This window comes from Paraclostridium dentum, from assembly GCF_048568265.1.
GTDB classification, from domain to species: Bacteria; Bacillota; Clostridia; order Peptostreptococcales; family Peptostreptococcaceae; genus Paraclostridium; species Paraclostridium dentum.
On record NZ_CP183813.1, the window covers coordinates 1,083,491 to 1,106,379 of the forward strand.

Sequence of the window (22,889 nt, forward strand, 5' to 3'; positions counted from 1 at the left end):
CAACAAACTTTAAGCAAGAAAGAGGAAAAACTATGAAAAGAGAAGGCAAAGAACGTGTACCATTTGAAGGTAATTTATATGAAAATTTATTTATACCTAAAAAAACTCCATATGAAGATTTATTTACAGGTGGAGTAATAGAGGAACTATCAGATGATACTCCATATTCATTTGTGCATCCAAATAGTGATGAAGTAAAAGAATTATTACGAAAAAACAGGGGCAAAAAATAGATTAGAAATTTATATAAATAGACAAAATTTAAAATAGGGGGATAAATAATTTATTTAAAGAGGCAGACTGTTGTGTAATAGTCTGTCTTTTATTGTCGAAATGATAGACCTCACTATGAAAACATGTTATAGTGTGTATTGATTAAAATTAGGGGAGAGAAATATGTTAGGAATTAGTAAAAGTAAAAAGTTTGAGGCTAGTAATAAATTAGCTACCATATTAACAATCGGCATATCAGCTTTTTTAGTTGTATTTTATATATTAAGTTTAATATACATATTCAAATATAATTTAATTTTGATGATAAAGCCAGAAGACTTTATAAGAATCTTTAATATAGTCTTAGCTTTTTTGGCTACAGTAAGTTGCATACTATGTTACAATAGTACAAAAAAAGAAGAACTATTTATAGTTTCTCTAATGTATATGATATTTGTAATAGATATAATTTTAGGGGTATTTGATAATTTAACTTTACAAAATACTATTATAAGTATGAAGGGATATATAGCTATATCAACTTCATTAATGAGAATATCTATAATTTTAATAGCAACATTACCTTTAAAAAAGGTAAGGACATTTATTATAGAAAATAAGATTTGTTCTATATTAATAGTTGTTTTAAGTGCAACAATATTTGGATATTTAGAAAGCAAAAGTATTATATTTCCAATAAGGAAAGAAACAGATTTTTTTATTCTTTACAATCTTATGCTAATTTTTGTCTATAGTATAACTAGTACTATTTTATTTAAAAAAAGTATAAAAGAAAAAGATTATACATACTCAGTTATTGGAGCTAGTATATTAATGTTTTTAGTTAAGGCGTTTTATGCTATAGTTGGGGCTAGAATACCTATAATAGAAATTAAATTTATATCGATATCAATATCATATATGGCTTTCATAGTACTTATAGTAGGTCTATTTTTAGAAACAACAATAAGTATAAAGAAAAAAAGAGAACTAGAAGAAGAGAAAAAAATATTTTTTAATCTTGTAGAAGAAAATAAAGCAAGCTGTATATTTATAAGTGATATGGATGGAAATGTAATTTACTCTAATAAAAAAACAAAAAACTATTTCTTTGGAAATGATGATTATAAAAATTCAGCATTAACTGAAAGAATTGAAATTGCTATGTCTACTATAGATGAAGAAGTTATGAAAAATATAGAAAATAGTGTTAAAAAAGATGGATGCTGGACTGGGAAATTTGAAATAAATTATGGTAAAAATATTGTTGACTGTGGAATCCAAAAAATTATAGACTCAAGTTTAAAAGGGATTGATGAGCATGGAGAAACTGCTAAATTAGTTGTTACTTTCAATGATATAACAGAAGAACATAGAATGGAAAAATACATATCAGAATATGAAAAAATCAAAGATCATGAGAAGTTAAAAAATGAATTCTTTGCAAATATAAGTCATGAATTAAGAACCCCTTTAAACATATTTTATTCAACAACTCAACTACTAGATGTTAAATCGTATAATGAAGAAGTTGACTTTAGGCAAGTATATTCTACGTATAGGCAAAGTTTAAAAACTAATTGTCAAAGGATGTTAAGACTTATAAATAACATGGTTGATATAACTAAAATTGATGTTGGATACACAAAGCCAAATATGAAAAATTGTGATATAGTAAGGTTGATTGAAGAAATAACTATGTCAGTTGTAATATATGCAAAACAAAAGGGCATAAATATAATCTTTGACACAGATGAAGAAGAAAATATTATAAAATGTGATCCAGAAATGATAGAAAGAGCAATTTTAAATTTGGTATCTAATGCTATAAAGTTTACAAAGCCAAATGGCAATATATTTGTGAATATACATATAAATAAGGAATGGGTTCAAATAATTGTAAAAGATGATGGGGTTGGGATTCCTATACATATGCAAGATTTAATATTTGAAAGATTTGTACAAGCTGACAAATCATTGACTAGAATGAATGAAGGAAGCGGAATTGGATTAAGTATTGTAAAAGCTATGGTTGAATTAAATGAAGGTGAAATATACTTAGAAAGTGATGGAGAAAATGGAGCAGAATTTGAAATTTTATTACCTAATAAAAAGTTATTAGGAGATATTATTGAAGATGAGACAAAAGATTATAAAGTAGATGTACAAAAAATTGAATTGGAACTTTCTGATATATATGAGTTATATTAAAATTTTGGTAAATATTGTTAAAATAAAGGGCTTAGTATATAATATTAAATATAAATTCTATTAACAGCTTTGAAAGGAAAGTATATGGGGAAAATTAGTTTATTTAATAAATTTAATATATTTGTATTAATTAATATATTACTATTTGCATATTCAACATTAGATGTAAATGCAAATAGTAATAATATAACATTTAATGATTTTAATATAGACCAAGGCATAAGCCAAACAACCATAGAATCTATTTTTCAGGATAGTAAAGGGTATGTGTGGTTAGGTACAAATGATGGATTAAATAAATTTAATGGATATGATTTTAAAGTTTATAACTATGAAGAAGATGAAAATAGTATTAGTAATAACTTTATAACAGATATAAAGGAAGATAAAGATGCAAATATATGGATAGCTACTATAGATGGAGTAAATAAATTAGATCAAAAAAGTGGAAAATTTACAAATTATTTAAAGGAAAATAATTTGATATCTAGTGGAAATGCTACAGATATACTAATAACAAAAGATAATAAAATATTAGTCACAACAGATGATGGATTAAACATATACAATTCTAAAAAAGATAGATTTGATAGGATTTTATCTGAAAAAAATGATTTAACAAGTCAATTTATATACTGTATCGATGAAGATAAAGACGGGAATTTTTGGCTGGGAACTAAGTCAGGTGTTAGCAAAGTATCTAAAGATTTTAAAGTTATTAAAAATTTTAATATAGATAAGCATGATTTGAGTAAAAATGAAATTTATAATGTTTTTTGTGATGATGAAGATGGATATACATGGGTTGGAAGTGCAAACTCAGGTTTATACAAGATAAATATTAAAACAAATGAAATCACTAATTATAAATGTGATCCATTTGATGAAAATTCAATTCCTTGCTATTCAATTGGAGCAATAAAAAAAGATAGCAAAGGTAATTTGTGGATTGGGACATCTAAGGGTCTTGCACTTTATAACAAGAAAGATGATAATTTTGAGGTATATACTCATAAAATATATGATAAGAATAGCTTAGTTAATAATGATGTTAAAAGTTTAATGGAAGATAGTAATGGACTTATATGGGTAGGAACATATTCAGGATTAAGTGTATTTGATACTGAAAGTAAAATTAAGCATTATAAGGCTGGTCAAGATAAAGATTATTTATTAAGTGAAAATATAGTCCATGGTATATATGAAGATAATGATGGGAATTTATGGGTAGGTACAAATTCAAAAGGAGTAAATATAATAGATAGAAAAAAGAATAAATCTGTATATTTAAATACGAAAACAGAAAAAAGATTTATAAATGATTCGGTAAATGATATAACGGGAAAAGGAGATCAAATATATATAGCTACTGATGGAGGTCTTATAGAAGTAAATAAATCTAATAATGAAATAAGTCATTATGGAGTAGCTGATGGATTGGTTAATGATAGAGTAAAAGATGTTTTACTAGATAGCAAAGGTTATTTATGGATGGGGACTGCAGATGGTGCTAGCATATTAGATACAAAGACAAAAAAGTTTATAGATATAAATAAGTACATAAATAAGGGTCAAGATAGAAATAAATATGTAAGATATATATTTGAAGATAGTGAAGGCAATTACTATTTAGGATTTTTAAGAGATGAGGGATTGTGTAAAATAGATCCTAAAAATAAGACTATAAAGTTTTATAAAAACAACAAGCAAGATAAATATAGTTTAAGCAATAACTATGTAAGATATATAAATGAAGATAGTCATGGAAACATTTGGGTAGGGACTAGCTATGGGTTAAACAAGTTTGATAAAGAAACTGAAAGATTTGAAAGATACACGACTAAAGATGGTATAGCTAACAACACTATTTACGGTGTTTTAGTAGATGATGAAAATGATATCTGGATAAGCACTAACAAAGGATTATCAAAAATTAATAGTTTGAACAATAAAGTGCAGAATTTTAGTGTTACAGATGGACTTCAAGGAAATGAATTTAATGGAAATGCAGCTTATAAAAGTAAAAGTGGAGAACTTTTCTTTGGAGGTGTAAATGGATTGAATTCATTTTACCCAGAAAAAATTATTAAATCAGATAAAAAACCTAAAATACTATTTGATACATTTGTTGTAAACAATAAGGAATATACTGATATAAATGAAATGAAATTTAGTGAAAGTACGGATACTATAACTATTAAATTTTTCACTCCAGATTATTCAAATTATAAAAATACAACATATGAATATAATTTAGATGGAAGCAGTGGAAATATAGTTAGGACAAAAGATAATTATGTTACTTATAATGATTTACCGCCAGGTAAATATAGATTTAGAGTTAAAGCTATAGATACTAGTGGGAATGTAAGTGATGAAAACTATGTAACATTTACTATAAAGCCTCCAATATGGTTAAGTTGGTATGCAGTAATTATATATATATTAATAGGTTTGGGACTTTTAGCTAATCATAAGCGTAAGATGAAAAAATTAGATAAATTAGTTCAAAAGAAAACTTTAAGATTAAGAGAAGAGATGGAAAAAAATAATGTTTTGTTAAAAAGAAATATAAAACTAGAACAAAATAAGAATAGCTATTTTGTTAACCTATCTCATGAACTTAGAACTCCTCTTAATGTAATAAGTAGTACTAATCAATTAATTTTAGGATTGCTGAAAAAAGATGGGCATATAAAAGAGGAAAATTTAAGTCACCATATAGATGTATCTCAAAGAAACTGTAAAAGGCTTTTAAATTTAATCAATAATATAGTAGATAGTGCTAAGTTACAAAATGATATGTACATAGTAACATTAGAAGAAACAGATATAGTATATCTAGTTGAAGAAACAGCATTGACTTTAAAAGATTATGTAAGCACTAAGGGAATTGAATTAACTATTGATCCTGAAATAGAAGAAAAGCTTATAAGATGTGATAAATATGAAATTGAAAGATGTGTTGTTAACTTAGTAGGAAATGCAGCTAAATTTACACCAGAAGGTGGTAGTATAACTATAACTATAAAAGATTTAGAAGAAAAAGTTATGATAAGTGTTTTAGATACAGGTGTAGGAATAGAGGAAAAATATCATAAGCTTATATTTGATAGATTTAACCAAGTTTTAGATGAAAACAACAAGGTAAAGCGTGGAAGTGGATTAGGACTTACTATAACTAGTCAAATAGTTAAGTTACATAAAGGTGAAATATATGTTGAAAGTAAAATTGGTAAAGGTAGTAATTTTGTTATAATACTTCCTGTAAATCCTAATGAATACAATTCTAAAAGTGAAAATATATAAACTCTTAAAATGGTGAATATCAAAAGGTATTCACCATTTTTGTAAAAAAAAGTAAAAAAATATTTACAAGTTTATGAAATTATGATATATTATTTACATAAGTTAATGAAATACGGAGAGGTGTCCGAGTGGTTTAAGGAGCTGGTCTTGAAAACCAGTGACTCCGAAAGGGGCCGTGGGTTCGAATCCCACCCTCTCCGCCAGTTTTAAAAGTACCTGAGATTTAAGGTGCTTTTTTTGTATTTATAAAACTATATATTTGAATATTCTTTATTATAAAACATAAAATAATTAAAATTAAGAATGTAAGAGAGGTATATAGATATGAGAAAAAAAGAGAATAATGACACTAAGAAAAATATAGAAGAAGTAACAATGTACGAAAATATGAATTTTAATGATATAGATAGTTTAAGTGGAGATATGGATAATACTCTTACAAATTTATTTTTATCTTTAAATTCGGATATCATTAAGAAGAAAACTAAAAAACATAAATAAAAATATATAAGACCTGTAAATGCAGGTCTTATATATTTTAAAATAGAAGGTAGGTGAAAGTATGAAAGTAAGTACAATTAAGACTATTATTTTAAATAATACAGAAAAAAATAGACATAACTCTGGAGTTGCAATTTATAAAAATAACTTAGTGAGTGAGAGTTATATAAAAAAAGAAAATGATAATATAAATTTTTATGCTGTAGTTGGAAATGAAATGTTTAATGAAAAAAATAATTCTTTAATAACTATAAGTGAAAAAACTAATAGAATAGTTTCAACTAGCTGTGATTGTAATGATTGGTTAAATAAAAGTATGGAAAGTAATACATTTGTCTGTAAGCATATAGTTGCAGCTATTTATAAGTGTATAGATAACCTTACAAATAAGAAAAACAATATAAAAAGCACTAAAAATAAACTTAATAATAATGAAATAGCATATGCTAAGGCTAAAGTAACATATAAGTTTGATTTGGATGGAGATAATAATTTGAGATTTTCTTTTAATATAGGAAATCTAAATAGAAAAAGATATAGTGAGATATTTAGTGCATACAAAGAAAATAAACGTCTATACAGATTAAAAGAATCTATATACTTAGATTTACATAATAAAGATATACAGGAATTATTAGAACTTATTGATACTTTAGGAATTCCAATTGAAGCAGATGATTTTAAAGTTGAAAACAATAAAATTTTATATATAGACAATTATATAAAAGAAAATAAACTTAATTTTATATCAGGTAAAGAATACATAGACAAAATAATGTATGGATTTAATGAAAAAAGAAATTGCGAGATTCCACAAAATATTGAAAATATATTAAGGGGATATCAATTAGAAGGGGTTAACTGGTTTAATAGTATAAGTAACTATAAATTTGGAGGGATTTTAGCTGATGAAATGGGGCTTGGAAAGACGCTACAAACAATTACATTTATTAGTAGTCAAAAAAATTCTAAAAATATAGTAGTTACTCCTACATCACTTATACATAACTGGAAAAATGAAATTGATAAGTTTACTCCAAAGTTAAAGGTAGGAATAGCATATGGGGATAAAAAATCAAGAGAATTAATAATTAAAAATTATAGAGATTATGATGTAGTACTAACTACTTATTCCACAATCAGAAATGATTTTGAGAAATACAAAGACAAAAAATTTGATTATATGTTTATAGATGAAGCGCAAAATATAAAAAACCCAGATGCTATAGTGACAAAATCTATAAAGAGCATTAGCGCTGATATTAAGTTTGCCTTAACAGGTACTCCTGTAGAAAATAACTTATTAGAACTTTGGTCTATATTTGATTTTATAATGCCTGGGTATTTATATAATAAAAAGGAGTTTCAAAATAAATTCGTAGATGGTGATATTAAAAGATTAAAAAAATTAATAAAACCTTTTATATTAAGAAGAACAAAAAAAGAAGTTATAAAGGAGTTACCAGACAAAATAGAAAAGAAATTTATTGTAGAATTAAATAAAGAGCAAAAGAAAATATATGATATTTATAATAAAAATGTAATAGAAAAATTAGAAAATGCTAAATATGAAAATGATAAAATAACAATATTTTCATATTTAACGAAACTAAGACAATTATGCCTTCATCCTAAGACCTTATTAAAAGATTATAGTGGTAAAAGTTCTAAAATTGATATTTGTATAGAAATTTTAAATGAAGCTATTTCAAATGATAGAAAAATATTATTATTTTCTCAGTTTACAAGTGTTTTAAGATTAATAGAAGAAGAACTTAAAAATAAAAATATAAAATCTATGTATTTAGATGGAAAAACTAACGCTAAAGATCGTATAAATTTAGTTAATGAATTTAATGAAAATAAAAATATTAATGTTTTTTTAATATCTTTAAAAGCTGGAGGCACAGGATTAAATTTAACTAGTGCTGATATGGTTATACATTTTGACCCATGGTGGAATTTAGCTGTAGAAAATCAAGCAAGTGATAGAGCTCATAGGATAGGTCAAAAAAATGTAGTTGAAGTAATAAAATTAATATCAAAAGATACAATAGAGGAAAAAATAGTTTTATTACAAGAAAATAAAAAAGACCTGATAGACAATATTATTGATGATAGCTTGTCTAAGTCTACGAATTTAAAAGGATTAAGTAAAAAAGATTTAATAGAATTATTCAAATAGAAGTAATGTAACAAAAAGCTAAAAAACTACATATTATTGTATAAGTAGATAAAACTACTTATACAATAATATGGGAGATGTTTAAAAAATGGCAAAAAAGAAGGTAGAAGATAACATAAAGAAAGTAACTAAACCAGTAACAGATGTAGGAAAAGAAGTTTTAAATGGAGCTGGAAATATAGGTAAAGAAACTGTAAACACAGGATTGAATGTAGGAAAAGATGTTCTAAATGGAGTTGGAAACATAGCTAAGGAAACTATAAATACTGGTGTAAACGTAGGGAAAAAAGTTAAAGAGAATATTAAAGGAAAATAGATACACTAAAGGGAGTTTTATACTCCCTTTTATTGTGTAAATATTGGAATTAGCACGATATTACATAAAACGACAAAATAATGAGTTATAATAATCAAGCACAATATAAAATTAGAAAGGAGAATTAAAAGTGGGGAATAAAATGGAATTACTAAAAAGTTCTTATGAATTATTATTAGAGGCTAATGAGGTGTTGAAATCCAATTTTGATTATGAAAGTATTTTAGAAAATAGTTTTATAGATGAGGAAGAAGAAGTTATTTTTACAAAAGATACATTTGGAAAATACATACAATATGATATTAGTGATTGTTATACTCCTTTAATAAAAGCTTTAAAAACTTATAGATGTAAAGAAATAAGCGATATTTATAAAGAGTTAAAAAAAATAAGTATAGAGGCAGAAATATTTTGCTAAATGATAAAAATAACTAAGGCTATAATGAATGTTATAAAGTCTTAGTTATTTTTGTTATTTAAAATAATGAATAGAGAAGTTATAGTTAAATATGATATAATAATTAGACATGAATAGAAATAATATGATAAAAATTTATATAAAAATAAAAAATATTGAGGGTATTTAGTATGAGTAAAGTAACTATAAAAGAAGTTGCAAAAGAGGCAGGAGTTGCAACTTCTACCGTGTCTAGAGTTTTGTCTAATAATCCTAAAATCAGTGAAGAAACTAAAGCTAAAGTCAATGAAGCAATAGAAAGGTTAAATTATAAACCTAATGCAATTGCAAGGAGTCTTGCAAATAATAAAACAAAAATATTGGGGGTAGTTTTACCCAGTGAAGCAGATGACTTACTTACAAATCCATTTTTTATAAATGCCATGAAGGGGATGAGTATTTATGCACAAAATAAAAACTATTATATTACATATGTGTTTGCAAAAGATGGTAAAAATGAGTTTGAAAGTATAAAAGAAATTACTAATACGAACTTAATTGAAGGAATTATACTTCTAAGAGTAAATGAAAATGATGAAAGCATTAAGTTTTTAAATACTATAGAATTTCCTTTTGTAGCAATCGGAAGGCCCGAAAAAACAGAAGATGTATTGTGGGTGGATAACGATAATTTTCAAGCTATGTATAATGTAGTGAATAGGCTTATTCAAAAAGGTCATAAAAAAATAGGATTTATAGGAGCTATAAAAACTTTAAATATGTCGAAAGACAGATTGAAAGGATATAAAATGGCTTTGGAAGTGAATGGATTAAATTATGATGAAGAGTTAGTTATACATAAGCAACTTTTTAAAGAAAATACAGGATATGCTGGAGCTGAAGAATTGATAAGTAAACACGAGGTTACAGCTATTGTAACTACAGATGATTTATTAGCATTTGGAGTGTCTCAGTTACTAAATGAAAAAAGATTAGAAAAAATATCATTAGTTGGATTTAATAACATCCAACTTTCAAAATACCAGACACCACCATTAGCATCTGTAGACATAAATGCAGATGAGCTAGGATACTATGCTGCAAAACTGCTTATTGAAAAATTAGAAAATGAAGACATAGTAAATACGCACTACATAGTAAATACAGAGTTTATAGAAAGGGAATCTTTTAAATAAATTATATATAGAATGTTTAAGATTGTCTTAAACTATTCTATATATAACAACTTTGTGCAAATGGTTGCATTATTGAAATTAATGATTTGTATTGAATTTAGAAAAAAATTAAAAAATCCTTGAAAACATTTTCATGGGATGTTATAATTTGCTTATAATAAAGGTGGTAAATAAAAAAAGTTGTATATTTTTTTACTATTTAATGCAATCGATTGCACTGAATGGAGATAATACTTAAATTAAAAAGGAGATGAGTTTAAAATGAGTAGTAAAGCAAAATTAATTTCATTTGACTTTTGGCAAAAGCTAGGTAAAGCTTTATTAGTGGTTATAGCGGTTATGCCAGCAGCAGGGCTTATGGTTTCTATAGGAAAACTTATAGGTATGTCATCTGATGCTCACTTAATAATGACAACAGCAAAAGTTGTGGAAGATATAGGTTGGGGAATAATTGGAAACCTACATATATTATTTGCTGTTGCAATAGGAGGATCTTGGGCAAAAGAAAGAGCAGGAGGAGCTTTTGCTGCTGTAATTGCATTTATATTAATAAATCGTATCACGGGAGTTGTACTTGGTGTAAATGCAGATATGCTTTTAGATCCACAAACAACAGTAACTTCTTTAACAGGATCTACACTTTTAGTTAAAGATTATTTCACATCTATATTAGGAGCACCAGCACTTAACATGGGAGTGTTTGTTGGTATAATATCAGGGTTTATGGGAGCTGTACTTTATAATAAATTCTATAACTTTGATAAACTTCCTAAGGCTTTAGCATTTTTCAATGGAAAACGTTTTGTTCCGTTTGTTGTTATACTAGGTTCTGTAATAGCTGCAATTATATTATCTATAATTTGGCCATTTGCACAAGGTGCTTTAAATGCTTTTGGTATGTGGATTGCATCATCTAAAGATACTGCTCCAGTTTTAGCTCCATTTGTATATGGAACACTTGAAAGATTATTACTACCATTTGGACTTCATCATATGATAACTGTTCCTATGAACTATACAGAACTTGGAGGTATATATCATATTGCAACAGGAGCAGCTGCAGGAACTACAGTTGCAGGACAAGATCCATTATGGCTTGCATGGATAACTGATTTAATTAACTTTAAATCTGCAGGAGATATGTCATCTTATAATGACTTATTAACAAGTATAACACCAGCGCGTTTTAAAGCAGGTCAGGTTATATTATCAACTGCATCACTTGCAGGTATATCTTTAGCAATGTACAAAAATGTTGATAAAGACAAAGCTAAAAATTACAAACCTATATTTATATCTGCTATGTTAGCATGTTTTTTAACAGGGGTTACAGAGCCGATAGAATTCATGTTTATGTTTATATCACCAGTTTTATATATAGTTTATGCAATTCTTACAGGGCTTGCATTTGCACTTGCAGATATAATACATTTAAGAGTACATGCTTTTGGATTTATAGAATTTTTAACTCGTACTCCAATGCTTGTTAAAGCAGGTCTTACAATGGACTTAGTTAATTTCTTCATATCATGTGCTGTATTTTTCCTATTAAACTTTGGAATATTTAATTTCTTAATTAAGAAGTTTAATATTGCAACACCAGGGCGTAGAGGAAATTACATCGAAGAGAGCAATGAAGAAGAAAGTAAAAAAATAAATACTGATAACATAGCTCAAGATGTATTATCAAGTAAAATAATAAACTTACTTGGAGGTGCTGATAATATAGAAGATGTAGATGCATGTATGACTAGATTAAGAGTAACTGTAAAAGATGTGAGTTTGGTTGGAATTGAAAAAGATTGGAAGGCTCTTGGAGCATTAGGACTTATTGTGAAAGATAGAGGAGTTCAAGCAATATACGGACCAAAGGCTGATGTTTTAAAGTCTAATATTTTAGATATGTTAGGAGTGTAGAACAGTGAATCTTTTAACATTGAATTGCCACTCTTGGCAAGAAGAGAATCAAATTGAAAAAATATCTTATATAGCTAAGGTCATAAATGAAAAAGAATATGATGTTATAGCTCTTCAAGAAGTAAGTCAATTAATATGTTCAGATATAGCTTATGATAATGTGAAAGTAAATAACTTTGCATTATTACTTCAAGATGAATTAAAAAAACTTGGAAATGAGAATTATACACTCCACTGGGATGTTGCTCATATAGGTTATGATATATATGAAGAGGGGCTTTGTCTTATGACAAAGCTTCCTGTAGTTAAAAGGGAAAGTTTTAATATATCTAGAAGCGATGATATTAAATTTTGGAAAACCAGAAAAATAGTTAAGTTAAATGTAGTTTACAATAATTATGAAGTTAGTTTATATTCATGTCATTTAGGATGGTGGAATGATGATGATGAGCCATTCAAAGAACAGTTTGATAAACTTTTTATGCAAATTGAAAATGATAAATTTGCATTTATTATGGGTGATTTTAATAATAATGCTAATGTACCAAATGAAGGATATGATTATATTTGTGAAAAATTATTTGACACATATAAATTATCAAAAAATAAAGATTCAGGAATAACTGTAAAAGGAAAAATTGCAGGGTGGGATAAAAATAAAGAAAACTTAAGGCTAGATTTAATTTTATCAAATAAAGAAATTAAAGTAGAAAGTTCTAATGTTATTTTTAATGGAATAAATAAAAATGTGGTATCAGACCATTATGGGGTAGAGGTAGTTGTAAATATATAGTGTAGGTAAGTAGATTTTTGGATAATATAGTTGTTTCCTTCACACAAGGTACAAAAAACGTACCTTAAGTGTTTCGTCAACAGCTATATCATCCAAAAATCATATAAATGATAGAGGAAGAAGAGAATGGAAAGTTATGGAGGTTGATATATATGAAGAAAACTTGGTGGAAAGAAGCCGTAGCTTATCAAGTTTATCCTAGAAGTTTTAAAGATTCAAATGGAGATGGAATTGGAGATTTAAGAGGTATTATACAAAAGTTAGATTATATAAAAGATTTAGGAATAGACGTAATATGGGTTTCACCTTTTTATAAGTCACCTAATGATGATAATGGATATGATATTAGTGATTATAGAGATATTATGGATGAATTTGGTAATATGAAAGACTTTGATGAACTATTAGATGAAGTTCATCAAAGAGGTATGAAATTAATAATAGACTTAGTAATAAATCATACTAGTGATGAGCATCCTTGGTTTATGGAATCTAGATTTTCTAAAGATAGTAAAAAGAGAGACTGGTATATATGGAAAGATGGAAAGGGTAGCAAAGAGCCAAATAACTGGGAAAGCATATTTGGAGGATCTGCATGGGTTAAAGATGATTTAACAGATCAATACTATTTACATCTTTTTACTAAAAAGCAACCAGATTTAAACTGGGAAAACAAAGATATGAGATTAGCCATATATGACATGATGAACTGGTGGTTAGAAAAAGGGATAGATGGATTTAGAGTAGATGCAATTAGTCATATAAACAAAGAAAAAGGTCTTTTAGATATGCCAAATCCAGATAATTTAAAATATGTTTCGTGTTTTGAAAAGCATATGAATGTAGATGGAATCCACAATTATTTAAAAGAGATAAAAGAAAATACTTATGGAAATTATGATGTTATGACAGTTGGAGAAGCTAATGGAGTAACTCCTGAGGATGCGCATCTTTGGGTATCAGAAAAAGATGGTAAATTTGATATGGTATTTCAGTTTGAGCACTTAGATTTATGGAATAGTGATATGAATAAGAAGCTTGATTTACTTGAGTTTAAAAATGTATTAAGCAAATGGCAAACAAATTTACATGGATTAGGGTGGAATGCTTTATTCATAGAAAATCACGATATACCTAGGATTGTATCAATGTTAGGAAATGATAAAGAGTATTGGTATGAAAGTGCTACATGTTTAGGACTTATGTACTTTATGCAAGAGGGAACACCTTTTATATATCAAGGTCAAGAAATAGGGATGACAAATGTAGAATTTAAAAATATTGAAGATTATAATGATGTAAAAACTAAAAATAACTATTATATAGGATTAGATTCAGGTGATAGTCATGAAGAGCTTATGAAACGAGCATGGAGGTTATCTAGAGACAATGCAAGAACTCCTATGCAGTGGAGCAGTAGCGATTTTGGCGGGTTTAGTAGTGTAACACCTTGGATAGGAATAAATCCAAACTATAAAAATATAAATGTTGAAAATCAAATAATAGATAAAAACTCTATATTAAACTTTTATAAAAGTATGATTAAAATTAGAAAAGAACATGAAGCTTTAATATATGGTGAGTATAAATTAATATTAGAAAATGATATAAAGATATATGCATATGAAAGAGTATTAGGTGAGAGTAAATTTTTAGTAATTACAAATATGTCTAATGATAATGCTTTATATAATTATGATGGATTAAAATTAAATTACAAAAACTTAATTTTATCAAATATAGAAGTAAAAGCTCATGATATAATAAGTTCGGTGAATTTAAAACCTTGGGAATGTAGACTATATAAAATATAATAAGGGGTATTTATATGACTGAAAAAGAAAAAATGCTAAAAGGAGATGCATATATTGCATCTGATCCAGAGCTAGTAAAAGATAGACAACAGGCTAGGATATTAACAAGATTATATAATCAAACTATAGAGACTGATGATTATACAAAAACTGAAATTTTAAAAAAACTACTTGGATCTACAGGTGAACATGTATATATAGAACCAAGCTTTAAATGTGATTATGGTTATAATATACATTTGGGAGAAAACTTTTATGCTAATTTTGACTGTATAATGTTAGATGTATGCGAAATTAAAATTGGTAAAAATGCCATGTTGGCTCCAAATGTTCAAATATACACAGCATATCATCCGATAGATCCCAAATTAAGAATTTCAGGAATTGAATATGGATCTCCAGTAACAATAGGAGATAATGTATGGATAGGCGGGGGTTCTATAATAAACCCAGGTGTAAACATAGGTGATAATGTTGTTATAGGATCTGGGAGTGTTGTCACAAAAGACATACCATCTAATTGTGTAGCTGTAGGAAATCCGTGTAAGGTAATTAAAAATATTTAAATAAAAAATTCGCTTCGCTCATGTCGCTCAAATTTCATATCGTCAACGTCCACTCGGTAAACTCGTGTCCCGTTACTCAAACGACTCTGTCCGTTGCTCAAAATGTCATTTTTTACTTTCGCCAAGACATTTGTATAACTACGGTGTATAAGTTATCAACAAACATTTGTTAAGTATAATTTACTTAAGCGTAAAAAATGGCTATCTTATGAAGATAGCCATTTAATTTTTTATAACTGAATTAGAAACAGAAACTATAATGTTAGATGTTATACAAGCTAACTCATAAGGCGTTTCAATCATTCCATCTTCAAGCCATCTAGATATAATTCCGATATGCATGGATGTTGCTGTTTCAATTAAATATTTTAGAGGGATACAAAATGAATCTGGAGTTTTTATTACAGATATTTTTTTTATCAACTCTTCAATTAGACTTTTAAATTTCAAGTGAAAGTTTAAGTCACCATTTCCGCTTAATATAACTTTGACAAAGTCAGAGTTTTTGCCTATACATTCATAAACGCAGTTTAAGAAAGGAATTATAGTATTTGCATCTTGTATAGGTAAAGATTGAGGGTTAAATATTTTAAATGCATCAGCTAATACTTCTCTTATTTCATTTAATATATCGTTTTGACTTTGTTCTAACAAATCATATTTATCCATGTAATGTAGGTAAAACGTAGCTCTGTTAATGTTAGCTTTGTCAGTAATATCTTTTATAGTAATTTTATCAAATGGTTTTTCTTTCATTAAATCTGTTAAAGATTCTTTAATTACACTTCTAGTTTTTAAAATTCTTCTATCCATAAGGGCCTCCTAAACCAAATATAATCAACAAAACTATGAAATGTGTTTAATAATAAACACATCGAGAGTTTTTAATTATTGCTATATATTATGACTTAATTATAATTATAATATAAGGATTAATCAACACCGTGTCGATTAAAAGGAGGTTAACATGAGTATTGTTAAAGTAAAGAATATTACTAAGGAAATTTCTAAAATTAAAATACTTGATAATATAAGTTTAGAAATTGAAGAGGGAGAAATATTAGGATTAATAGGACCATCTGGGTCTGGAAAGAGTACATTTATAAAATCTATTATAGGTATGGAAAAAATTAGTTGTGGAGAAGTATTCATATTAGGAAATAAAATACCAAATAGAAACATATTACAAAGTATTGGATATATGGCTCAATCTGATGCTCTATATGAGGATTTGACTGGTAAAGAAAACTTAGAATTTTTTGCTAAAATATTTTCAATAAATAAGTATGAGATAAATAAAAGAATAGAATATGTATCAAATTTAGTTAATATGCAAAATGATTTAAATAAAAAGGTTAAGTATTACTCTGGAGGTATGAAAAGAAGGTTATCATTGGCTATATCATTAATACAGGACCCAAAGGTTTTAATACTAGATGAACCTACTGTAGGAATTGACCCTAAACTTAGACTTAGTATTTGGAATGAGCTAAATAAATTGAAATTAAATGGGAAATCCATAATAATAACAACTCACGTAATGGATGAAGCTCAAAGATGTGACAAGTTAGCATTAATAAGAAATGGTAAAATTATAGCAAATGGAACACCTAGTAAATTAAAGGATGAATTTAAAGTAGGTACTATTGAGGATATATTCTTAAAAATAGGAGGTGAAATTTAATGAGGGTAAAAGCTATTATAATAAGAATAATAAAACAAACCATTCATGATAAAAGAACATTAGCACTTATGATGGTTGCACCTATGATTGTTATGACTTTAGTTTATTTTTTATTTAACTCTAATGAAGAAAATTTATTAAATGTAGGGGTTTATAATACATCATCAGAGTTTAATGAATCACTTAAAGATGCAGATCTTAATGTAAAAGAATACAGTGATAAAAATAATATCAAAAATAAAATAACAAATCAAAATCTAGATGCGTTTATAGTTAAAAATAATAATGAATTAGAAATAACATATGAAAATAGTTCGCCAATAAATACAAAAGAAATTGAAGCAAAAGTACAATCAACTATACTAAAAGATGAATTTTTAAAGATTTCTTCAAAAGTTAATAAAAACATTGGAGAAAGTAATAAAATATCGATAGACTCAAGTTATGTATATTCAAATGAAGACTTAACATATTTTGATACTTTAAGTCCTATACTTATTGGGTTCTTTGTATTTTTCTTTGTGTTTTTAGTTTCAGGAATATCTTTATTAAAAGAAAGAACAACAGGTACACTAGATAGACTATTATCTACTCCTATAAAAAGAAGTGAAATTGTATTAGGATATTTGATTGGATATGGAATATTTGCTGTAATACAAACTATATTAATAGTTTTATTTTCTATTTATGTATTGAATATAACGATTAAAGGAAGTATATCAATGGTAGTTATAGTAAACATATTAATTGCTCTTGTAGCATTATCATTAGGACTTCTTTTATCTACATTTGCTAATTCAGAGTTTCAAATTATGCAGTTTATACCTATAATAATAGTTCCTCAAATATTTTTCACGGGGTTAATACCTATAGAAAGTATGAGCATATGGCTGCAAAATATAGCTAAAATAATGCCTCTATACTATGGAGCAAGTGCTCTGAGTGGTATCTTTGTAAAAGGTTTTAATTTTTATAATATATATAATGATTGTATTATTTTAATAATATTTATAATAATTTTATATACATTTAATATATTTGGATTGAAGAGATATAGAAAAATATAGTAATAAAGTATAACTTTCCACATATAAAAACTAATAAAGGAGTTTTATATGTGGAGGGGTTATGGAAGATTTATTGCATAAGATAGATGAAATGAAATTGAATTTAAAATCTAAAGATATTAAATCTATAAAAAAAAGTAAATTAAAGACTATATCCACAAAAGAAATAAATAAAGAAAATAAACAAATTATTACTACTTATAATTACTATGTCAAACTTATAAAAAAATTAAAAAGGTATTTAAAAACAGAAGAAGATATAATGCTTGAAGTTAAAAAAGATAAATTAAATAGAATAGTTTGTTTGATAATAAAATTAAGCAAAAATGATATGGAAATTTTTATGCCTATAGATATTAGAGTATTCATAGGCGATTCTAAAGATACCTATATGGATTGTAGTTATTATAACTTGGAAGATGGAGGAATTCTTTATATAAAGGAATTTACATCTGGAAAACCAAACAATGGATATGGAAAGATAATATTGGAAAATTTAGATTATATAGTAAAAAGAATAAATATGAAATTAGACTTATATAATCATTATTTTGAAGACTACAAGTTTAACTATATAAAGAGAATTGAGGGTGTGGCAATACCTTCTAAAAATATAATAACACAAGAATCCTTAAATAAAATTTATAGAAGGTATGGATTTGAAGTTGATGAAAAAAATAATATGAGCATGATGAAGATTATTGAAAATCAAGAAATTGCATACAATCAGAATATGAACTAAGTTTTTGGTTAAATTAAATATGAAATACATTTATCATCTAGGAGGGTTTTATAATGAAAAATAATAAAAACAGACATAAAGATAGACCAAAGACTAATGCAGAAAAAAGAAAAGTTTTATTTGAACATGGGTCTGAAATTGGAATAGTAGATGGTAAAAAAATAGGATCTAGAAACTCAGGGTCAAGTAAAACTAAAGATGAAAAATTATATGATAAAATAGAAAAAAAAGGAACATATTAAAAAAGTACAATGCAAATGCATTGTACTTTTTTTAATTAAGAGAACTTAATAAAATAGAAAAATTGATACGTTATATTAACATATTTTTTAAGAGTATCATAATATATAAAGGATAGAATAGAAGGGGGAATAATATGAACATTGATAGCTACTATAGAGATAAGGCAAAAAAATAATAAAAAGGTAAAAATAAAATCAGTATATGCAGATGAATTTGTAGTTGTTGGAAAAGATGGTTATTTATATGCAACAGGAAATAACGTAAATAAGAAAGGTATATTTATTATAAATATAAATGATAATGGAAAAGCAAAAATAAAGCTAGAAGATGGATCTTATGTAAGATTAGACAATAAAAATTTTTTGATTGCAGACACAGATAAAGAGGGAGCAACTAAATTTGATATATATAAAACGGACAACAAAGAATACGTTTTAAAAGCTCCAAATGGATATTATGTAAGAGTTAGAGACGATGATTATAAATTAGCGGCTAAGGCAGAAGGAACAGGGGAAAAAACAAAATTTAAGTTTAAAGAAGTTGAGTAACTCTTTTTAGGAGGAATTTTTATGAAGTATGCAAATTATAAATTTGGAAATATAGTTGATATTAGCGATATAAAGGGTAAACCATATAAGTTTATAACAATAGCTACAAATCCCAAGGATATATATACTTTTACTAAGCTTATTTATAGTGATCAAACATTAATTCTTGACTGTGAATATAATGAAATAAGCATAGATGATTTGCAGATAGGTGATAAAATCGTAGCTTTTCACTCTAATGCAATGACTATGAGTATACCACCCCAAACTCAAGTATATATAATAGAATTAAAATAATAAATAAAAGCTGTATAACCTAAAAGTTATACAGCTTTTATTTATTAAAATGCTTGGTAAAGAAGCTTTATAGCGACACCTACAGCCATAAATAAAAAAATTGGTTTTATTAGTTGAGATCCTTTATTTATAGCTACTTTAGCGCCTATATATCCACCTAATACCATAGAAATAGCATAAAAAATTGCTACTTTGTAAAGTATTTGACCACTAAACATAAATAATATAAGTGCTGTGAAATTACTTGTAAAATTTAAAATTTTAGTATTTGCAGATGCATGTAAAAAATCAAAACCATAAATTTTTATCAAAGCAAATGTTAGAAATGTACCTGTGCCAGGTCCAAAAAAACCATCATAAAAACCTAAGGTAAAAGCCATAATAATTCCTTTTTTTATGTTTTCCTTACTAAGGCTTTCGAATTTATCCTCCTTGCCTAAGTCCTTCTTTAAATATGTATATATTGCAACTAATAGTATCATAAGGAAAACTAAAATATTTAAAATATTTTCACTTATAGATAAAACACATTTAACACCTATGAGACATCCTAAAATTGTAAATGGGATTAATTTTTTTAATAACTCAACATTAGTTTTACCTGACTTTGAATATTTGTAGGCACTAGAAAAACAACCAAAAGCACCTGCGAATTTATTGGTTCCAAGTGCTAAATGAGCGGGAAGACCTGCCATTAATAAAACGGGCATACTTATTAACCCACCACCACCTGCTATTGAATCAACGAAAGCAGCTAAAAAACCACCAAGACAAAGAAATAAAATTGTAAGCATAATTCCTCCAACAGTAAAATTTATTTACAATTATTATAATATAAAAGAAATACAAATGTAATTAGGATGATTAATATTAAATCACAATCATATTAATCAAATAGAGCTCATATATTTTACTAAGGTATAATATATGGTAAAGGGGAGTGATTATGATGGCTAGAGATATAGTTATAGATTTCTTAACAAAACTATCTATAGATATAGAAAATAAAGCAGATGTAGATGTAAGCTATAGCCAGCAAAGAGATTACTTTTCTAGTGGTAAAATATTAGGGCAACCCATATATTATGTATTTAAATATTTTAGAAAAGAAGAACAATTAGGATTATACATAGAGTCAAGAGATTCAGAAGGGGCTCAATTTTTAAAAGATATTTACTATGAAAAAAATGAATTTATATCAAGAAAAGTAGGATATGAACTTGGTATAAGTGAAAGAAAGCAAAATAAAGATTGGGTTAGAATGGGATTTGAAATAGATGTTGACAATTTCAATGAACTTATGGAGTATAGAAAACTATATCTTCATGCATTTCTAAAGTTTAAATCAGCAATAGAAAAAATAGTAGAAAAATATGTAGATGCAATATTCAATTTTGCAGGAAATTTTGGATATACAAAAACGGAACTATTAAGGGAAGTTTTTATGGAAGAAGAAGTTTTAGATGATATAATTTTCAATTTAGATTTTAAAAAAAATATAATATTGCAAGGACCTTCAGGTGTTGGAAAAACATTTATAGCAAAGCGAATTTGCTATTTTCATCAAGGCAACAGAGATAATTCAAATATAGAAATGGTTCAGTTTCATGAAAATTATACCTATGAAGAATTTGTAAGAGGATATAAAAAGGGAAAAAGTGGAGAAGATTACATAAAAAATGGAGTATTTTATGATTTTATAAAAAGAGCTCAGTCTTATCCAGAGCATAAGCATTATTTTATAATAGATGAAATAAACCGAGTTGATGTTAATAAAGTATTTGGAGAAATAAATTCTATAATTGAAAATAACAAAAGGGGAAAGGAAAACTCTATAAAACTTATTTATAGCGATAGCGATGAGAGTTTTTATATTCCAGATAATGTCTATATAATAGGTACATTAAATACTGCTGATGAAAATTTAAAAGACATAGATTACCCAGTAAGAAGAAGATTTGGATTTATAGATATAGAACCTGTTTTTGAAAATATAGACTTTAGAAACTACCTTGGAGAATGTTTAGGGGTAGAGATGGCAGACAAAGTAGTTTGCAGTATGAGTAAATTAAATAAAATAATAGAGGAAGATGAGAATCTAGGTAAGAATTATAAAATTGGGCAAAGTTATTTTATGATATCTAGTAAAATTGATGAATATATAGTGGACAGTTGGTATAGGCAAGTAATAAAAAGAGATATAGAACCTTTAATAAGAAGATGTATGATAGATAAAGAAAAAAGCTATATAAATGATATAATTAAAAAATTAGTTGATGATTAAAAAATCCCTTATATGATAAATATCAGGGATTTTTTATTTTATATAGTAAGTTATAATATATTACAGGAATACAAAAAAGGAGAGTTTGTTATGAATGGTAATGAAAGAAGAGAAAAGATCATAGAAATTTTGAAAAGTTCATCAAAACCAGTGAGTGGCTCTTATTTATCTAAAACTTTAGATGTCAGTAGACAACTTATAGTTTCTGATGTTGCATTAATAAGAGCTACAGGTATAAATATTGTATCAACTCCTAAAGGATATATACTAAATGAAGAAGTATGTGAAAGTAGTTTGATAAAGACAATAGCATGTAAACACTCTAAAGAATTTATTGAAGATGAATTGAGTACAATTGTAGATGAAGGAGCAACTGTTTTAAATGTTATAGTTGAACATAGTGTATATGGGCAGTTAACTGGAAATTTACATGTATCGTCTAGACGAGATATACGAGAATTTATGAAAAAATTAGGTGAAGATACAACTAATCCATTATCACAACTAACTGATGGAGTTCATCTTCATACTATAAAATGTGAAAATGAGGAAGTATTAGATAGTGTAATAAAAGCATTGAAGGAAAAAGATTATCTATTATAGAGT

22 protein-coding genes and 1 tRNA gene are annotated in these 22,889 nt (G+C 26.5%); 21 read left to right on the forward strand and 2 right to left on the reverse strand.

Going from position 1 to position 22,889, the window contains the following annotated elements:
• Nucleotides 1-32: 32 nt before the first annotated feature.
• From ACN6I1_RS04755 to ACN6I1_RS04815, 13 genes are all read left to right on the forward strand, one after another.
• Nucleotides 33-233 (forward strand): hypothetical protein, encoded by a 201-nt coding sequence (locus tag ACN6I1_RS04755; RefSeq protein WP_142730239.1) that lies wholly within the window; start codon nt 33-35, stop codon nt 231-233.
• 163 nt (nt 234-396) lie between these two features.
• Nucleotides 397-2,424: a sensor histidine kinase gene (locus ACN6I1_RS04760; protein ID WP_419742917.1), complete on the forward strand. Its 2,028-nt coding sequence runs from the start codon at nt 397-399 to the stop codon at nt 2,422-2,424.
• An 84-nt stretch (nt 2,425-2,508) separates the two neighbouring features.
• Nucleotides 2,509-5,733, forward strand: a complete 3,225-nt coding sequence (locus ACN6I1_RS04765) for a ligand-binding sensor domain-containing protein (RefSeq protein ID WP_419742918.1) — start codon at nt 2,509-2,511, stop codon at nt 5,731-5,733.
• Nucleotides 5,734-5,847: 114 nt separating this feature from the next.
• Nucleotides 5,848-5,936, forward strand: a tRNA-Ser gene (locus ACN6I1_RS04770).
• 121 nt (nt 5,937-6,057) lie between these two features.
• A complete protein-coding gene (locus ACN6I1_RS04775; protein ID WP_419742919.1) occupies nt 6,058-6,234 on the forward strand; it encodes a hypothetical protein in 177 nt (58 codons plus the stop codon).
• Between the two features lie 61 nt (nt 6,235-6,295).
• A complete protein-coding gene (locus ACN6I1_RS04780; protein ID WP_419742920.1) occupies nt 6,296-8,419 on the forward strand; it encodes an SNF2-related protein in 2,124 nt (707 codons plus the stop codon).
• Between the two features lie 88 nt (nt 8,420-8,507).
• The gene (locus ACN6I1_RS04785) at nt 8,508-8,735 is read left to right on the forward strand and encodes a hypothetical protein (RefSeq protein ID WP_419742921.1); all 228 of its coding nucleotides are present in this window, start codon (nt 8,508-8,510) and stop codon (nt 8,733-8,735) included.
• A 130-nt stretch (nt 8,736-8,865) separates the two neighbouring features.
• Complete coding sequence (locus ACN6I1_RS04790) at nt 8,866-9,153, forward strand: hypothetical protein (RefSeq protein ID WP_419742922.1); 288 nt, start codon at nt 8,866-8,868, stop codon at nt 9,151-9,153.
• A 170-nt stretch (nt 9,154-9,323) separates the two neighbouring features.
• A complete protein-coding gene (locus ACN6I1_RS04795; protein ID WP_419742923.1) occupies nt 9,324-10,328 on the forward strand; it encodes a LacI family DNA-binding transcriptional regulator in 1,005 nt (334 codons plus the stop codon).
• Nucleotides 10,329-10,589: 261 nt separating this feature from the next.
• Nucleotides 10,590-12,245: a PTS transporter subunit IIBC gene (locus ACN6I1_RS04800; protein WP_419742924.1), complete on the forward strand. Its 1,656-nt coding sequence runs from the start codon at nt 10,590-10,592 to the stop codon at nt 12,243-12,245.
• Between the two features lie 4 nt (nt 12,246-12,249).
• On the forward strand, nt 12,250-13,038 hold the full coding sequence (locus ACN6I1_RS04805; protein ID WP_419742925.1) for an endonuclease/exonuclease/phosphatase family protein: 789 nt from the start codon (nt 12,250-12,252) through the stop codon (nt 13,036-13,038).
• A gap of 152 nt (nt 13,039-13,190) precedes the next feature.
• Nucleotides 13,191-14,852: an alpha-glucosidase gene (locus ACN6I1_RS04810; RefSeq protein ID WP_419742926.1), complete on the forward strand. Its 1,662-nt coding sequence runs from the start codon at nt 13,191-13,193 to the stop codon at nt 14,850-14,852.
• A gap of 14 nt (nt 14,853-14,866) precedes the next feature.
• Complete coding sequence (locus tag ACN6I1_RS04815) at nt 14,867-15,418, forward strand: sugar O-acetyltransferase (RefSeq protein WP_419742927.1); 552 nt, start codon at nt 14,867-14,869, stop codon at nt 15,416-15,418.
• A gap of 222 nt (nt 15,419-15,640) precedes the next feature.
• Here the strand turns inward: ACN6I1_RS04815 and ACN6I1_RS04820 are convergent, their stop codons facing one another.
• On the reverse strand, nt 15,641-16,231 hold the full coding sequence (locus ACN6I1_RS04820; RefSeq protein WP_419742928.1) for a TetR/AcrR family transcriptional regulator: 591 nt from the start codon (nt 16,229-16,231) through the stop codon (nt 15,641-15,643).
• A gap of 154 nt (nt 16,232-16,385) precedes the next feature.
• Between ACN6I1_RS04820 and ACN6I1_RS04825 the strand changes: the two genes are divergently transcribed.
• The 6 genes from ACN6I1_RS04825 to ACN6I1_RS04850 all read left to right on the forward strand — a co-directional run bounded on the left by ACN6I1_RS04825 (nt 16,386) and on the right by ACN6I1_RS04850 (nt 19,999).
• Nucleotides 16,386-17,102, forward strand: coding sequence for an ABC transporter ATP-binding protein (locus ACN6I1_RS04825; RefSeq protein ID WP_419742929.1), 717 nt, complete (start codon nt 16,386-16,388; stop codon nt 17,100-17,102).
• The gene (locus tag ACN6I1_RS04830; RefSeq protein ID WP_419742930.1) at nt 17,102-18,169 is read left to right on the forward strand and encodes an ABC transporter permease; all 1,068 of its coding nucleotides are present in this window, start codon (nt 17,102-17,104) and stop codon (nt 18,167-18,169) included. The genes ACN6I1_RS04825 and ACN6I1_RS04830 overlap by 1 nt, the downstream gene beginning before the upstream one ends.
• A gap of 61 nt (nt 18,170-18,230) precedes the next feature.
• A complete protein-coding gene (locus ACN6I1_RS04835; RefSeq protein ID WP_419742931.1) occupies nt 18,231-18,911 on the forward strand; it encodes a hypothetical protein in 681 nt (226 codons plus the stop codon).
• A 53-nt stretch (nt 18,912-18,964) separates the two neighbouring features.
• Complete coding sequence (locus tag ACN6I1_RS04840; protein WP_419742932.1) at nt 18,965-19,153, forward strand: hypothetical protein; 189 nt, start codon at nt 18,965-18,967, stop codon at nt 19,151-19,153.
• Between the two features lie 141 nt (nt 19,154-19,294).
• Nucleotides 19,295-19,702 carry a fascin domain-containing protein gene (locus tag ACN6I1_RS04845; protein WP_419742933.1) on the forward strand — a complete coding sequence of 136 codons (408 nt, stop codon included), beginning with the start codon at nt 19,295-19,297 and terminating at the stop codon, nt 19,700-19,702.
• A 21-nt stretch (nt 19,703-19,723) separates the two neighbouring features.
• On the forward strand, nt 19,724-19,999 hold the full coding sequence (locus tag ACN6I1_RS04850; RefSeq protein ID WP_419742934.1) for a hypothetical protein: 276 nt from the start codon (nt 19,724-19,726) through the stop codon (nt 19,997-19,999).
• A 44-nt stretch (nt 20,000-20,043) separates the two neighbouring features.
• Here ACN6I1_RS04850 and ACN6I1_RS04855 read toward each other — a convergent pair whose 3' ends face one another.
• Nucleotides 20,044-20,793, reverse strand: a complete 750-nt coding sequence (locus ACN6I1_RS04855; protein ID WP_419742935.1) for a sulfite exporter TauE/SafE family protein — start codon at nt 20,791-20,793, stop codon at nt 20,044-20,046.
• A 152-nt stretch (nt 20,794-20,945) separates the two neighbouring features.
• Here ACN6I1_RS04855 and ACN6I1_RS04860 point away from each other — a divergent pair, with 152 nt between their 5' ends.
• Together ACN6I1_RS04860 and ACN6I1_RS04865 are read left to right on the forward strand one after the other, a co-directional pair.
• Nucleotides 20,946-22,283, forward strand: a complete 1,338-nt coding sequence (locus ACN6I1_RS04860) for an AAA family ATPase (protein ID WP_419742936.1) — start codon at nt 20,946-20,948, stop codon at nt 22,281-22,283.
• A 90-nt stretch (nt 22,284-22,373) separates the two neighbouring features.
• Complete coding sequence (locus tag ACN6I1_RS04865) at nt 22,374-22,886, forward strand: transcription repressor NadR (RefSeq protein ID WP_419742937.1); 513 nt, start codon at nt 22,374-22,376, stop codon at nt 22,884-22,886.
• The last annotated feature ends 3 nt before the right edge of the window (nt 22,887-22,889 follow it).